Source organism: Mycobacterium sp. NGS19, from assembly GCF_059813155.1.
Genome location: NZ_JCALEB010000003.1, coordinates 1 through 13,882, shown reverse-complemented (window position 1 = coordinate 13,882; position 13,882 = coordinate 1). Strand labels below are relative to the sequence as shown.

The 13,882-nt window shown below is 67.4% G+C and carries 19 protein-coding genes and 4 tRNA genes; 14 read left to right on the top strand and 9 right to left on the bottom strand.

From position 1 onward, the window contains the following. Positions 1-48: 48 nt before the first annotated feature. Positions 49-495 (top strand): SRPBCC family protein, encoded by a 447-nt coding sequence (locus tag AC5Y4N_RS09720; protein ID WP_499910578.1) that lies wholly within the window; start codon positions 49-51, stop codon positions 493-495. A 26-nt stretch (positions 496-521) separates the two neighbouring features. Here AC5Y4N_RS09720 and AC5Y4N_RS09715 read toward each other — a convergent pair whose 3' ends face one another. The 3 genes from AC5Y4N_RS09715 to AC5Y4N_RS09705 form a co-directional block, all read right to left on the bottom strand. Continuing rightward, positions 522-905: a hypothetical protein gene (locus tag AC5Y4N_RS09715; RefSeq protein WP_499910581.1), complete on the bottom strand. Its 384-nt coding sequence runs from the start codon at positions 903-905 to the stop codon at positions 522-524. Positions 906-1,007: 102 nt separating this feature from the next. Continuing rightward, positions 1,008-1,679 carry a cutinase family protein gene (locus AC5Y4N_RS09710; protein ID WP_499910654.1) on the bottom strand — a complete coding sequence of 224 codons (672 nt, stop codon included), beginning with the start codon at positions 1,677-1,679 and terminating at the stop codon, positions 1,008-1,010. 298 nt (positions 1,680-1,977) lie between these two features. After that, complete coding sequence (locus AC5Y4N_RS09705) at positions 1,978-2,514, bottom strand: DUF6636 domain-containing protein (protein ID WP_499910584.1); 537 nt, start codon at positions 2,512-2,514, stop codon at positions 1,978-1,980. Positions 2,515-2,892: 378 nt separating this feature from the next. Here AC5Y4N_RS09705 and AC5Y4N_RS09700 point away from each other — a divergent pair, with 378 nt between their 5' ends. From AC5Y4N_RS09700 to AC5Y4N_RS09685, 4 genes are all read left to right on the top strand, one after another. Next, positions 2,893-4,032, top strand: a complete 1,140-nt coding sequence (locus tag AC5Y4N_RS09700; RefSeq protein WP_499910658.1) for a tyrosine-type recombinase/integrase — start codon at positions 2,893-2,895, stop codon at positions 4,030-4,032. Next, positions 4,032-4,517 carry a hypothetical protein gene (locus tag AC5Y4N_RS09695; protein ID WP_499910586.1) on the top strand — a complete coding sequence of 162 codons (486 nt, stop codon included), beginning with the start codon at positions 4,032-4,034 and terminating at the stop codon, positions 4,515-4,517. The genes AC5Y4N_RS09700 and AC5Y4N_RS09695 overlap by 1 nt, the downstream gene beginning before the upstream one ends. A gap of 82 nt (positions 4,518-4,599) precedes the next feature. Then, positions 4,600-4,836 (top strand): excisionase family DNA-binding protein, encoded by a 237-nt coding sequence (locus AC5Y4N_RS09690; RefSeq protein ID WP_499910588.1) that lies wholly within the window; start codon positions 4,600-4,602, stop codon positions 4,834-4,836. A 250-nt stretch (positions 4,837-5,086) separates the two neighbouring features. Next, the gene (locus AC5Y4N_RS09685) at positions 5,087-6,274 is read left to right on the top strand and encodes an AAA family ATPase (protein ID WP_499910590.1); all 1,188 of its coding nucleotides are present in this window, start codon (positions 5,087-5,089) and stop codon (positions 6,272-6,274) included. A gap of 235 nt (positions 6,275-6,509) precedes the next feature. Here AC5Y4N_RS09685 and AC5Y4N_RS09680 read toward each other — a convergent pair whose 3' ends face one another. Continuing rightward, positions 6,510-6,683 carry a hypothetical protein gene (locus AC5Y4N_RS09680; RefSeq protein ID WP_499910592.1) on the bottom strand — a complete coding sequence of 58 codons (174 nt, stop codon included), beginning with the start codon at positions 6,681-6,683 and terminating at the stop codon, positions 6,510-6,512. 53 nt (positions 6,684-6,736) lie between these two features. On the opposite strand from AC5Y4N_RS09680, the gene AC5Y4N_RS09675 reads away from it, so the two are divergent. The 8 genes from AC5Y4N_RS09675 (at position 6,737) to AC5Y4N_RS09640 (ending at position 11,818) form a co-directional block, all read left to right on the top strand. Beyond that, positions 6,737-7,426 (top strand): hypothetical protein, encoded by a 690-nt coding sequence (locus tag AC5Y4N_RS09675; RefSeq protein ID WP_499910594.1) that lies wholly within the window; start codon positions 6,737-6,739, stop codon positions 7,424-7,426. Next, complete coding sequence (locus AC5Y4N_RS09670; RefSeq protein ID WP_499910597.1) at positions 7,423-7,815, top strand: helix-turn-helix domain-containing protein; 393 nt, start codon at positions 7,423-7,425, stop codon at positions 7,813-7,815. Before AC5Y4N_RS09675 ends, AC5Y4N_RS09670 begins: the two co-directional genes overlap by 4 nt. A gap of 14 nt (positions 7,816-7,829) precedes the next feature. Continuing rightward, positions 7,830-8,429: a hypothetical protein gene (locus AC5Y4N_RS09665; RefSeq protein WP_499910600.1), complete on the top strand. Its 600-nt coding sequence runs from the start codon at positions 7,830-7,832 to the stop codon at positions 8,427-8,429. A gap of 2 nt (positions 8,430-8,431) precedes the next feature. Continuing rightward, positions 8,432-8,806 (top strand): capsid cement protein, encoded by a 375-nt coding sequence (locus AC5Y4N_RS09660; protein WP_499910602.1) that lies wholly within the window; start codon positions 8,432-8,434, stop codon positions 8,804-8,806. A 13-nt stretch (positions 8,807-8,819) separates the two neighbouring features. Then, positions 8,820-9,698 carry a major capsid protein gene (locus tag AC5Y4N_RS09655; protein WP_499910604.1) on the top strand — a complete coding sequence of 293 codons (879 nt, stop codon included), beginning with the start codon at positions 8,820-8,822 and terminating at the stop codon, positions 9,696-9,698. Between the two features lie 20 nt (positions 9,699-9,718). Then, on the top strand, positions 9,719-10,195 hold the full coding sequence (locus AC5Y4N_RS09650) for a hypothetical protein (protein WP_499910606.1): 477 nt from the start codon (positions 9,719-9,721) through the stop codon (positions 10,193-10,195). A gap of 98 nt (positions 10,196-10,293) precedes the next feature. Continuing rightward, positions 10,294-10,884, top strand: a complete 591-nt coding sequence (locus AC5Y4N_RS09645; RefSeq protein WP_499910608.1) for a hypothetical protein — start codon at positions 10,294-10,296, stop codon at positions 10,882-10,884. A 241-nt stretch (positions 10,885-11,125) separates the two neighbouring features. Continuing rightward, positions 11,126-11,818: a hypothetical protein gene (locus AC5Y4N_RS09640; protein ID WP_499910610.1), complete on the top strand. Its 693-nt coding sequence runs from the start codon at positions 11,126-11,128 to the stop codon at positions 11,816-11,818. 10 nt (positions 11,819-11,828) lie between these two features. Here AC5Y4N_RS09640 and AC5Y4N_RS09635 read toward each other — a convergent pair whose 3' ends face one another. The 5 genes from AC5Y4N_RS09635 to AC5Y4N_RS09615 all read right to left on the bottom strand — a co-directional run bounded on the left by AC5Y4N_RS09635 (position 11,829) and on the right by AC5Y4N_RS09615 (position 13,614). Continuing rightward, entirely contained in the window at positions 11,829-12,842 is a 1,014-nt protein-coding gene (locus AC5Y4N_RS09635; RefSeq protein WP_499910612.1) for a tyrosine-type recombinase/integrase, read from the bottom strand. Continuing rightward, complete coding sequence (locus tag AC5Y4N_RS09630; protein ID WP_499910614.1) at positions 12,839-13,135, bottom strand: hypothetical protein; 297 nt, start codon at positions 13,133-13,135, stop codon at positions 12,839-12,841. Before AC5Y4N_RS09630 ends, AC5Y4N_RS09635 begins: the two co-directional genes overlap by 4 nt. Positions 13,136-13,363: 228 nt before the next feature. Then, a tRNA-Val gene (locus AC5Y4N_RS09625) sits at positions 13,364-13,435 on the bottom strand. 8 nt (positions 13,436-13,443) lie between these two features. Then, a tRNA-Cys gene (locus tag AC5Y4N_RS09620) sits at positions 13,444-13,514 on the bottom strand. A gap of 27 nt (positions 13,515-13,541) precedes the next feature. Further along, positions 13,542-13,614, bottom strand: a tRNA-Gly gene (locus AC5Y4N_RS09615). A gap of 174 nt (positions 13,615-13,788) precedes the next feature. Here AC5Y4N_RS09615 and AC5Y4N_RS09610 point away from each other — a divergent pair. Further along, positions 13,789-13,860: transfer RNA gene (locus AC5Y4N_RS09610), tRNA-Val, on the top strand. Positions 13,861-13,882: the final 22 nt, after the last annotated feature.

The following is a 13,882-nucleotide window of genomic DNA, read 5'->3' as shown; positions in this document are numbered from 1 at the left end:
GGGTAACAGTCGGCCGGAAGTCAGCATCTGCGACGGAAGGATTCGTGCATGACCGTCACGCGTGACATCGACGCGCCACGCCACCGGGTCTGGGACGTGCTGGCCGACGGGTGGACTTACTCGCAGTGGGTGGTCGGCAACAGTCGCATGCGCGCCGTCGACAAGAACTGGCCGGCGCCGGGTTCCACGATCCAGCACTCGATCGGTGTGTGGCCTCTGGTGATCGACGACGAGACCGTCGCCGAAAAGTGCGAGCCCGAACGCGAACTCGTGTTGCTGGCCAAGATGGGACCGCTCGGTGCGGCGAAGGTGACGCTGCGGCTTTCAGACATCCCGAACGGGTGTCGGGTGGAGATGTCAGAAACCCCCGCGCGAGGCGCTTTGAATGTGGTGCCAGATCAACTGGCGCAGATTGCGATGGACGTCCGGAACCGGGAGTGCCTGTTGCGGCTCGAGAACTTGGCCAAGCACCGCGACCCAAGCGAACTGACGTAGGCCCGTTGAGTGCGCGGCGCGTCGAGTCAAACCGAAGGGCCGTAATAGATCTTGTTGAAGTCCTGCACCCAGCCGTGGCCGTTGCAGCTCAGCGGCAGGCCGTCGGGGCTTTGGGCTGTGCCCTTCTCGCCTTGGCAGGGCGCACCCAGTGGACGTACGCCGACGAGAGGCTCTGTCGACACCCAGCGGTTGGTGGCGGAGCAGATCAGGGTGTCGGTAGGCGACGAGCCGAGGCCGAAGGCGTAGCGGTCAGAGGCGATGCAGTGCTGGCCCTCGACGGCGTTGTGGGCCACGCCCGGAACGCAATCCACGCCGTCGCAATACGACGGCCAGGCGGACGCGGTGCCCGCGCTCACCCACGGCGCCGCGACGAAGCCCACAGCAAGCGCAAGTACCGTCGTGAATCTCATGCCCGCCCCTTCGCGTGAATCTGATTGCTCGCTTTGCGCTCAGCCTAGATTCCGCGGCGTGTCCGCGTACAGGCGTTAGCGGTCTTGACGGTTGCGAGGCGGTCAGAGCCGCCCCACGGCGAACGCTGCGCCTTCGTTCACCATCCCGTTCAGCGCGTAAAGGGCATGCGCGACGGAGGGTTGACCACCCGGAGTGCCGTTGCAGATCGTGTCGTCGGGATTGCAGAGTTCGAGGGTCTTGGGCTTGTACAAGGGGCCGATCACGATCGGCGGCGCGCCGTACTGCTGCAACCACGCGTCCGACGGCTTGCCGAAGAGCACGACAGCGGCGACGTGGTCTGCGACCTGCGGCGGCATCGGCTGGGGGATGTACGACAAGAACTCCGGGGGGATGCTCGCCGGGACGGAGGCTGAAGTGACGAAGCCCGCGACCGCCGCACCTTGCGAGTAGCCACCGAGCACGATCCTGGTGTTGGGGCAGTTGGCGGCCGTGGCTTCGATGTGCGAGCCGGCGTCGCGGATGCCGTCGACGACGGTTCTGGCGAACTGGATGCCCGCGCCGAAGTCGCCGCTGGCTTCGTAGTTGACCGGATACACGGCGACGGACCGACCGCCGGCTTGCTCGGTCACAGCGTTGACGAACGCTTGGCCGACGCCGCCGACGCCGGGAGGCTCGCCGGTGCCGCGGGCGAACACGACCTCGACGTCGGGACAGGGCTGGGCGGAGGCGAGGGGGAGGGGCGCCGTGACGAGAGCTGCGAAGGACAGCACCATCACCGCGAGAAGACGCGGCCAGCTCTTGATTGTTGTGTGCCTGCGCCCGTTCACCTGCGCCATTGTTGATCCCCTCTCACCGTGGCGAGCAACCGCGCGGCTTTACCGCTTCGTCGGTCGTTCGAAGTGAGTGAGCAGTTCCCGTTGGTCAGCGATTCCAAAACCTGCCGGTTTTCAGCACCTCAGCGCCGCCGCTGCTGCCGGGAACGGCATCTATGCGCGGTCGGCGCGCTCGACTCGGATCATCCACCTGCGGCCGGGACCGACTAGATTCCGGCTTCACGGTCGGGCGCGCTGCTCACCCGAGGTCGTAGTTGTCGCGGGAGATCCGGAAAAAGCGCCCCGTACTGGTGTCGGTGCATCTCATGGCCGACGGCTCGCTGGCACAGGTGATGGCGCCGAGTGACATGGTTTCGCCGTAGTTCAGTGGCGGCAACGGCGGGTCGACGAGCACACCGCCGACACAGTCGAGGTGCGGCGGCCTGCCCTCATACATCGAGATCTGACTGCCCCAGCCGCCTAGGAAGCAGGTGCTCGGCCGTCCGTCAGGCCCGACATATTGGCGCGGCGGCATGGCGTAGGTGGGATCTTGAACCTGGCACGTGGCTTCGCCCTTGCCGTAGTCGGCCGGATCGAAGTTGCTGTGGTTGCGTTGCATGACGCACCAGACGTCGCCCGACGGCGACTGGAACTTGAGGTCGTTCGAGAAGTCGTCGTCGGCGCTGGCGGTTGCAGACAAGGTGGTGGCAGCGAGCGTCCCGGAGGCGAGCAAGGCCAGGGCGAGCTTCGTTCTTTGCTTCAGGGAGATCCGCTGGTGCGCGAGCCGCTTCTTCATGTCGGCGTCCTTTCGATGGACCATGCTGCCGCAGATCTACCGAAGTTGTACCGCGTCAATCGGCCGTGCGTCCTGGTTCTGAGCAGCAATGGGTGAGGCAATGGCGCAGACGACTGGGCCGACGTCAGCGAACGCGCGTATGCCGAGTCGTCAGGTGCTATTGAAGGCTCTGATGAAGCGCGGAGAATCGTGTCTTCGGGCATGCGTCGATGCTGGTGCGCGGTACTGGGATTGAACTTGATTTCCGGCGCTTCTGCGGTACTGGTTCTGACCAGCAAAAATAGGCGGTGAACTGGTCAAACGCGACACAGTACCGCGAGAATTACACGGAACCAAGCGGAAGCTCTGATAGGTTCATTGTGCACGAATTGTGCACGAATCGGAGGCACCGTGGCCCGTGAGAAGCGCCCGTTCGGCACCATCCGCAAGCTGCCGTCGGGCCGGTATCAAGCCCTCTACACCAACCCCGCCGGCCGCCGCGTCGCCGCGCCACACACCTTCGCTGCGCGCATCGACGCCGAGGGATGGCTACACCAGCGCCGCGTGGAGGCTGAGACCGGCAAATGGAATCCCGCCGCGGTCACCAAGCCGACCAAGACAACGTTCGGCGACTACGCCGCGACTTGGCTGGCCGGCCGCCAGGTCGCCGGGCGGCCCATTAAGGAGCGCACCCGCGAGCACTACACCACGATCCTCGACGACCATCTGCTGCCCGCCTTCGGGCCGAAGCCACTGGCGTCGATCACGCCGAAGGACGTGCGCGACTGGTACGGCAAGACGCTCGTCGACCGCCCGACGCTGCGAAGCCACGCTTACAGCCTTCTGCGCACCATCATGGCGAGCGCGATCAACGACGAACTCCTCGACGCCAATCCGTGCCGCATCGTCGGCGCCGGCCGGGCCAAGCGCGTCCACAAGATCAGGCCCGCGAGCGTCGAGGAGCTCGCCGCGCTCACCGAGGCGATGCCTGAGAAGCTGCGGCTCATGGTCACTCTCGCGTCGTGGTGCGCGCTGCGATTCGGCGAAACTATCGAACTGCGCCGCGGCGACATCGACCTATCCGACGAAGTGATCCGCATTCGCCGCGCCGCGGTACGCATCCGCAGCGGAGGCAAGTACGTGATCACGACACCTAAGTCTGACGCCGGCGTGCGCGACGTCGCCGTCCCGCCGCACATCATCCCAGCTATCGAGGACCACCTCGCGAAATTTGTTGGCAGCAAGCGCGATTCGCTGCTATTTCCGGCAGACGGCGGCGGCCACCTGCAACCGTCCACGCTGCAACGACACTGGTATAAGGCCCGTGCGCAAGCCGGCCGCGATGATCTGCGCTGGCACGACCTACGCCACTCCGGCGCGGTGCTGGCCGCCGCCACAGGCGCGAGTCTGGCCGAGCTCATGGCTCGGCTCGGACATTCCACGCCACAGGCCGCCCTGCGTTACCAGCACGTGGCCGCTGGCCGCGACCGCGAGATAGCGGCACTGCTGAGCAAACTCGCTGACAGCAGGGAACTGTGATGGCTGATTATCCGGACTTCGCCATCAAGTGCCGCCACGGCCGGGACAGCGGTGCCACGTTAGTCGTGCGCTACAAATGGACGGACAAGCAAGGGCGCTGGCTCCCCGAGCGCGGGAGAAACAACGTCAAAATCACCTATCTGCGCGGTGATTCGTCAGCAGACTGGTGGCGTGTCGCAGACCCGGCGCTAAGCGCCGAGGTCGGGCTTGTACCGCTTGGTCCTCACGACACGCGACCAGACCGCGAACATCACCAGATCACCTGCGGCGCAGGCAAATGCCGAAACAATGTGGCGGCGGACGAAGATCGCCTTGTACGGCTGTTCGCCACGCTCGCGTTCAATGCGGCGCATCCGCTGGAAGGTCCATCGTCGACGTCTGCCGCCTTATTGGCGCTCATGCGCGTCGACCGAGACCGCGGTGAGATCACACTGACCCTGGACGAGCTGCGGACGGCGCTGCACATGGGTAACGGCGGGAGATAGCCGCTCGCTGCCGCGTGTCTCCTCACGCTGCTAATATCGCGGTGTCTGCGGGCGCCGCCGCGCACCCGAGACGGCCCGCCGGATGCGAGTCCGGGCAACTAGTGATGCCCGGAGGACTCGCATGTCAGCATCAGTTCTCCGCCGCTTCGTCACCATCGGTGAGGCGGCAGAGTATCTAGCGGTCACAGACCGCACCATCAGGCAGATGATTGCCGACGGCCGGCTCACCGGCTACCGCGGCAGCGCACGGCTAGTGCGCGTAGACCTCAACGAAGTCGACGCCGCCATGAGGCCGTTCGGCGGCGCGGTGTCGTCGTGACGGCCGAGCGAGGGTCGGGGCCTCCCGAAAACGAAGACCAGGCCCCACAAGGAGACCCGGCCGGCGTCGTAAGCGGTCACCACACCACCACCAACACCGCTGATTCTACGGCCACCGGCCGACACCGGCGCCACGGCCGCGGCGCCGAACTTCTCGAGCAGCTACGGCGCAGACACCAGGCGTCGCTGCGGATGCCGCCCCTCGAGCACAGCCGGCAGCGTGATCCCGACCGCCTGAGGTGGTGTCGCCGATGACCGACGACGAGCACCCCGGCCTGACCGTCGCCCGGCGCGTCGCCGCAGAGACCCGACAGCGCCGACGAGCCAACGGCACGCCGGTTGACCTCGACCGCGGGCCTTCGCGGCCCGCCGACTACCCCGGCCCACCCGACCCGCCGCCAGACGACGACGTATCGGCCGCGATGCGCGCACGGTTGGTCGACGGCGCATCGTTCGTGCTCGACATACCCGAGACGATCCCGGCGCTATGGGGTGATGGCGGCGAGGTTCTGTGGGCCGAGGGCGAGTCAGTGATGATCGCCGGGCCGATGGGCCTCGGCAAAACAACGCTGGCCGGCCTACTCATCCGCGCGCAACTCGGTCTCGCGACCGATGTGCTGGGCTACAAGGTGGCGCCGCGGCCCGGCCGCGTGCTCTACCTCGCGATGGACCGGCCGCGACAAATCGCGCGCTCGTTCGCCCGCCAATTCACCGAAGCCGACCGCGACGTGCTCGCCGAGCGCCTGGTGATCTGGCGCGGCCCGCCGCCGGCCGACGTCGCCCGTAACCCAACGGTGCTCGCACGGCTCGCCGAGGCCGCCGACGCGGCAACGGTTTACGTCGACTCGCTCAAAGATGCCGCGATCGGGCTCAGCGAGGACGAGGTCGGCGCCGGATACAACCGTGCCCGCCAACATTTACTCGCCAGCGGCCGTGAGCTCGCCGAGCTCCACCACACCACCAAGCGCGGCGCCGGCGGCGGCCCGCCGAAAGACGCCGCCGACGTGTACGGCTCGGCGTGGATCACCAACGGCACCGGCTCAATCGTGTTGCTGCTCGGCGAGCCGGGCGATCCGGTGGTCGAGTGCAAGCACGTCCGCGCACCGGCCGAACAGGTCGGCCCATACCAATTGCTGCACGACCAGGATGCCGGCGTGCTCACGGTGTTTCACCACACCGACGTTGTCGAGCTCGTCAAGGCAACAGGCCACGATGGCCTCACCGCGAAAGACGGCGCGTGTGCGCTCTATGGGCTCAAGCCACCGGGCGTCGGTGCGCCCGCAGCCGAGAGGCGCGCGTTCGACGCGGCCGTCGAGAAGGCCCGCCGGCGCCTCAACAAGTACGTAGCCGACGGCGTCCTGACACGGGTGGGCGGCGGCAAGGGCAGAGGCGACGAGACCGCGTGGTTTCTGGCCGAGCGAACGGCGGGAGAGCAGTGAGCAGAGAAATCATGCGTAATCACGTTTTCGGGAAAACCGCAGGTAGAGGAATCACGCGACCAACAGCGCCGACAACGAATCACGCTGCCCCCCAAGTAATCACGCGAACAACGAAACCGCAGGTAGAGCAATCACGCACCAAATCACGGCAATCACGCGCCACGCAATCACGTTTCCCCCCACCCTTTTATAAGGGTGGGGGAACGGTTGCCGATCGCTCGCCCGGCGTGACTAATCACGAGGCCAGCGAGCCATGAGGTTGAATCGCCAGCCCGACGTGAGGGTCACCGTCGCGGCCCTCGCCGGGCCGCCGCCGCGAGTTCGGATCACCGTCGGCGCGCTCAGCTACACCGCCGACCCCGACGAGTGTCTGCGGCTTAGTGATCGGCTCGTCGACGCTGTCGAGCAATTACGCGAAGCCTGTCGCGATCGACACCCCGCCAACCGACGTCAGGAGAACCGATGACCGCCCAACCTTGCGCCGAGTGCGGCGCACCCGCCGCCCGCCGGCTCTGCGATGACTGCCTCGAGACGTTCGCCCAGGAGCTCGAGTCCCGCCACGGTCTACCGCGCGGTGGCCGCGACCCCGCCGAGGTGCGTCACGAGCTCGTGTGCCGCCGCGCCGCGGCGCTGCTGCTGCACGGCCGGCTCACCGCCAGCCGCGACGACGAGCACGCCGGCATGACGCTCGTGCTGACCGAGTGCCATGCCCGGCCCGGCCTGACACCGGGCGCCGCGCTCGTCGGCCCGCTGCTCACGCTGGCGGCGTGCGTAACCGAGCCCTGGCGCCCGCAATTCGTCGAGCGGCTCGCCGTCGCCGGCGGCATCGCCGCGGCCGAGGCCGAAATCACCGATGACGCCGCGCTCGCCCGCGACTGCCAAGCGACCGAGGCCGCCGAGATAGTGTTGCGCGGCCGGCTCATCGGCGACGCCGAGCTCGAGGCGCACGGCTGGTCGCTGGCCGAGGCCCTCGCCACCGGCTACCACGAGCAGCACATCACCGCGACCGGGCCGGGCCTGCTGCTCGGCCCGCTGCTGGGCCTCATCAACGACCACCTACGCGGCGCGGCACGCGAGCGGCTCGTCGACGCGCTGCGCGACGTCCTAATGACTTGGGCACCCTCACCTGACAACACCGAGGGCCTGTCGTGATCGCCGCGCAGCGCGGCGTGTTCCTTGACGTCGCCGACGCCCGCTATGTCGCCAGCGTTGTCGACCACATTTGCGCGACCACGACGCCGCCGGCCCGGCTGGCCCACCTCGCCAAGCAATTACGCAAAGCAATCGCAGCCGCAAGCCCGGCCGCAAGTTTGCGTGCAGCACAAGGTGATTCCAGCGACCCTGCGACATGTGGAACCTACGATCTGCTCACCGCAGGTGAGGTGGCCGACCTGCTCGACTGCACTCTCGCCAACGTGCGGGACCTTCGCCGTCGCGGCCGGCTACCGGCCCACAGGGCCGGCCGCGACTGGCTCTACCCGGCCCTACCCGTCCTCGCCCGCGCCGAGCGCAAATCGCAGCGCCGCAACAGAATCGCCTGAGCCGGGAGGTCGCCGTGCCCGTTGATGTGCGCCGCGTGCCCGGTCTCGAACTGCTGAAGTGCGGCCGCTGGGACGGTGTCACGGGTGAGTTCGAGATCGGCCCCGAGCACCTGCGGTCGGCCATCGAGGCCCACCGGGCCGGGATCATCCGCAAACCCGTCGTGAAGCTGGGACACACCGGCATGGGCGACGCATCGCCGGCCCTCGGTTACGTCGACAATCTGAGGCTGACCGACGGCGGCAACGCGTTGGTCGGCGACCTCGTGAATGTCCCTGCGGCCGTGGCGAAGCTGATCCGATTTTCATACCCCGATCGCTCAATCGAGGGATGGCTTGAGTACGAGGACCCGGCCACCGGCCGCGTGTGGCCGTTCGTTTTGACCGCGCTCGCGTTGCTCGGCGCTGCTGCGCCGGCGGTGTCGACGCTGCGCTCGCTGCAAGACGTCGGCGATTTGTTCGGCCTCGACGTCGCCGCCGCCCACCGCGGCCGCCCGGTCGTGATCGCTGCCGCCGCGTTCGCACCTGATGACGACCTTGAGGCGCGCCGCCGGCGTGCTGTGCAAGTTGCTGCCGCACGTCGGCGGCGAACCAACCGCTCGACGATTGGAGTTTGATCGTGTCCACAACCATTGAATCGGTCTACGTCTACCGGCCAGGGCAGGACGTGACAGCGGTCGCGACCGCCGACGTCACCGGCCGCCGTTTCGTCGCGGTCTCCGGTAACCGAGTCGGCGGCAACATTGCCGTCGCCCACGCGAGCGCCGGCGGCCGTGTCCTCGGCGTCGCCGCCCACGACGCCGCGACCGGCGAGCTCGTGCAGATCGCCCGCGCCGGCGTCGTCAAGGTCACTGCGGCCGGCGCGATCACCGCCGGCGCCGCCGTGCAGGTCGGCGCCAACGGCACCGCAACCACCCTGAGCACCGGCGTCGCCGTCGGATACGCCGTCACCGGCGCCGCCGACGGCACCGCAGCCGAAATCGCCCTGATCTGAGAGGAATTGACCAATGCCCAACCCGCTGCTGCCCGAGCTCACCGGACGCCGGCTCACCGTCGACGCCGCGCTCAAGCAACCGACGATCATTCGCGACCAGATCGCGAAACTCGCCGACGATCAGATATTGCTGCCCAAGGTGTTTCGCCCGTTCGGCGCCCAGGTACAGGGCGGCGGCCTGCTCTATAGCGTCATCGCAGCGAGCGACTTTTTCACCAGCGACGTCGAAAAGCGTTCTCCCGGCACCGAGTACCGCGTCGTCGAGGGAGTCGAGCCCGAGCCCAAGCTCGCCGTCGTCGAGGACTGGGGCTCGAAATTCGCCGTTGCCGATGAGGCTCGCACCAGAAACCAGGTCAGTTACCTGGATCAACAGACGACACAGCTCGCTAACACGATCGCACGCAAGCTCGACACCCGTGCCGTCGAGGCGCTCGAGGCCGCCGACATCGACAGCGTCGCCGTCACCCAGGATTGGGATTCTCTGCAATTCGTCGGCCCTGATACGGGATTGACGCCGTCGGCTGATCGGCCCACGGCTCATTTCGCACAGGCCCAGGAGCTCGCCGACCTTGACGAGCTCGGCATCCAACTGGACACCCTGCTCGTGCACCCGTCGCAGGCGCGGGCGCTGCGCGAGGCATACGCCGAAAACCTCGGCGCGATGCTCGATTCCGTCGGGCTCAAGATGTTCAGCAACCCGCGCATTCCGGCCGGCACCGCGTATGTGTGCCAGGGCGGCATGGTCGGAACCGTCGGATTCGAGGCCCCGCTCACCGTCGACGTCTACGACGACCGCAGCATCCGGTCCACATGGGTCCAGGCGTACGCCGTGCCCGCATTCGCTGTCGACCGCCCATACGCAGCCAAGAAACTGATCGGCCTCGCCGCTTAACCCCAAGGGAGACAACCACAATGGCGCTCACACTCGAATTTGACGACGCCGAGGCCGCGGTGCTCCTCGACCGGCTCGGCCTGCCCGAGGACACTACCGACACGCAACTCGTCCTCGACACCCTCAAGGACGCGCTGCGCGGTGCGCCGCTGATGGCCGACGCGCCACCGTCTCAGATCGCCGCCGCCGCAAAGCGGCACGACCTCGAGATTGTCGACACGCAGACGCTCGCCGCGCTGCGCCACGACGCCGCCGAGGGCCGCAAGATCGCCGCGGCCGCCCGCAAGGCCGAAATCGAGCGTCACGTCGACGAGGCGGTATCGGCCGGCAAGATCACGGCCGCCCGAAAAGCGCACTGGCTGACGCTAATCGAGGCCGATCCCGGCATGGCCGAGGTCCTCGCTGCGGTGCCCGCTGAGACGGCCGTTCCCATGACCGAGCAAGGGCACAGCCTCGAGCCCGTCGATGCCGACGCCGGTTCTACTTGGTTCTACTGAAACCAGACGTCGCCGCTGCGGACTATGCACCCGCGCGCGACCACGGTGCCGGGCCGCGAAACCGGCTACGGCATGGCCACCTCCCGCAGCCCGGCACCGTGACCCCCACCGACGAGCACGACGAGCGGTACCGCGAGGAACTCCTCGCCCAAGCCGCCGCATTCCCCGCGGAGCTCGCCCGCTGCACTTGCGGCACACCGTCATTCAACCCCAACGACCACGCCAACCGCTGCCCGCTCGGACCCACACCGCCGCTGTCCACCAGGCCCGGCACGGCCCGCCACCTACCGACTGCCCGAGGAGATGATCTGATGCCCAACACCTCACACCGCGCACCCCGGCCCAGCAGCACCGCACGCGGCCTCGGCCACCAACACCAACAACACCGAGCCCGGCTACTGCTACGCCACGTCGACGGGACCCCGTGCTGGTGGTGCGGCCGCAAGCTCTACAAGGACCCGAAACGCAACTACGACGGCCGCACCCTCCACGCCGACCACAGCCGCAGCCGCTCCACATACGGGGTAGGCAACACCGTCGCCGACCGGCTGCTCCACGCAACTTGTAACGAGCAGCGCGGCAACGGTGACCACGACGACCAGCGACCCGCCATTACCCGCCCCAGTCAGCCCCGCAACGTCGACCCGGAACTCGGCGAACTGTGCTACTTCGATTGGCCGCCGCTCTGAACGGCCATCAGCCCGAATACAGCATCGACGCAGGTCAGGGCCTCATTTTCTGGAAGGGCCGGGCCCCCCAGACCGCCGCGGTGGTCTAGAAAATTTTTTTTAAACCGCGGCTCAATTTTTTCGGCCGATCGCCAACAAACGGGATGCCGACGGGATGGCTCGCGGGTATGTCACGGCGCGGTGAGCGGCCGAATGCTCGGTTCTCCGTGCTGCACCGGACTAGGGGTTATGCTCCGTCCGCGTGAAAGACTGGTGGAAGCGTCACGCTGGCTGGCTGGCAGCCGCGTTCGCGGTCCTGACCCTGGTACTCCTCGTCGCCGTGTGTTTTCAGGCCGCAATGCTGCACACGAGGGGCTGGCGGCTCGCTATGGGCAGCCTGCCGGAGTACCTCGCCGCACTAGGTAGTTTGTCGACCCTAGGTGTGCTGGCACTAGCCGTTGAAGAGTGGAGACGTCAACAGCGCGAGCGGCGTGATCAGGTCGCGCATCAGGCGCGGCTGATCATCGCGGAGGCCGTCCCGCGTGCTGAGATGGTGCCGCCTGCCAATCAAGCTCCTGTCCAACCCGATGGGAAGCCTGAGTATCGGTATGTGGTCATCCGCAATCACAGCCGAGAGCCCGTTTTCAACGTCCGCATCCCCGATGGATCGCACCTTGGAACTAAGGAAGCGATGCCGTGGGTCACGAGCGTCGCGGAGGTCAGGGCACAGCACGAAGATGGTTCCTCCTACTCGCCCACGCCGACCATCATTCATCGGCATTGTCCGGACCTCGTACCTGTACTTGCGCCGGGCCAAGCCACGTTTCAACTTCACCTCGAGACGGTGCCGCGCGACGAGCAACCGACCGAATACGTGTACTTCACCTTCACGGATGCGCGGGGCGTGAAGTGGGAGCGGCTCGGAAGCCAACAGCCAAAACGGCTACTCGACTAAGTTTGCTCGATCAGCCGGCCGCCTCCATCGCGGCGCGGACCTCGGAGTCGTCGAGGCCGACGTACCGTTCTGTCGTCGCGACGCTCTCGTGCCCGAGCAATATTTGCACGGCGCGCAGGTTGCGCGTGCCGCGGTAGGCGCGGGTGGCGAATCGGTGCCGCAATGTGTGCATCGACCAGCCGTCGGGCAGCGCGGCGGCCACGAGCTTGCCGACCTGGCCGGCGCTGAGGTGACCGCCGACACCGTTGGGGAATAGCCAACCGCCGGCGGTGGGGTACGTCTCGCGTAGGGCATCAGCCAGCGAGTCGCTGATCGGCACCACCCGCGTCTTGCCGCCCTTGCCATGCACGACCAGCGACCATCCGGTCGTGTCCTCGACGAGGTCGCGGTGGTGCACGCGCGCCACCTCGGCCCGTCGGAGCCCAGCCTCGCCGGCGAGCCGCAGCATCAGCGTGGTCCGCGGGTCGGCCGCTGCGAGTGCGTGCCGCCAAGCATGATCGGGCGCCGGCCGCGGCGGTGCCTTGCGCTGTCGCACGCGAGGGAGCTCATCGCCGAGGTACACCGGCACGCGGCCCGTCTTGTACGCCCAGGTGAAGAATCCCCGCGCGGCGGCCCGATAGCTGCGGCGCGTTTCGATCGACCAATGCGTCTGCCGGCCGAACCATGCGACCAGCCGCTCGCCGGTCACGTCGCCCGGCGGGCAGTCGAGGCCGCGCGCGATGCGCCACAGCAGGGCGCGACGGTAGCCGATCGTGGTTTCGCGCTGGCCGACTGCGGCGAGGTAGGTGAGGTAGTACTCGATCAGCGGCGCCCACGCCGGCGGCGCGGCGGTGGTGGATCGCGGTCCCGGCCGCCGCGCGGTGTACCGGGTCGAGAGGTACGCCTCGACGGCGGCGAGCGGCCCGACCTCGAGCGCGGCGCCCTGGCCGTCGACGAGCCGGAACACTGCGCCGCGCTGGGACAGTCGCAGACCGAGCCGCGCGGCCCTCCGCCGGGCGATGCGGGCTCGGCCCTCGGCGCTCATCGGCGGTTCTTCTTACTGCCGCCGGTAAAAAGCTGTTCGAGCTCGTCGGCGGCCTCGAGGAGCACCGCAGCGAGCGAGCGGGCCTCTGCGGCGTCGAGGAGCTCCGCGTCGGCGAGCTCGAGGGTCACACCGCGGAGCACGGTGCCGTCGTCGAATTGCCGCCCGGTGATCGTCACAGTGGCCGGGCCGACGGTGCAGGTGGTGCCGTCGTACCAGCGCGCCGCGCCGGCGCCGTCAGGCTCCCAGGGGAACACGCGCCGAGCGTCGGCCGGCGCTGCAATCGAGGCTGTCACGCGGCATAGCTAACACCGCTGCTGATCGAAATCGCAAGGGGCGCAGGCGAATTAGTGCATTGCCGGCGTGTTGGTGCAATGCACTGCGATTGTGCGATGCCCAGCGAAATGGCGACATACGCGGCGATCGTGCCTCAGGGGAACGGCTGAGAACGCGTGTTGTGCACGTTGAGTGCACGCCGCTTGGAGAAGGACTTGAAAACAGGCATTGACCTGCGATAACACTAGTGCGCGGTACTGGGATTGAACCAGCGACCTCTTCCGTGTCAGGGAAGCGCTCTCCCGCTGAGCTAACCGCGCCTGATTAGAGGTGGAGACGGGAATCGAACCCGTGTGCACGGCTTTGCAGGCCGTTGCCTCACCACTCGGCCACTCCACCGCTGGGTTTGATGCGACTGCACCTTCGAGCGGATGACGGGATTCGAACCCGCGACCCTCACCTTGGCAAGGTGATGCGCTACCAACTGCGCTACATCCGCGCGCCACGGACGAGAACGTCGCCACGTGCGAACCGAAACGATAGTCCACCCCAGTATGGCCGCACAAATTCCTCGGCCGCTCCTCAGACCGGCCATCTGCTCAGCGTATTCTGGCCGAAACTGCCGCCCGTGCTAGTCTTCGACGTCGTTCGCCGGGTCATGGTCCGGGTGCGCGGTCTCGTAGCTCAGCGGGAGAGCGTCCGCCTCACACGCGGAAGGTCACTGGTTCGATCCCAGTCGGGACCACTCAGGTAGTCCCAGGTCAACG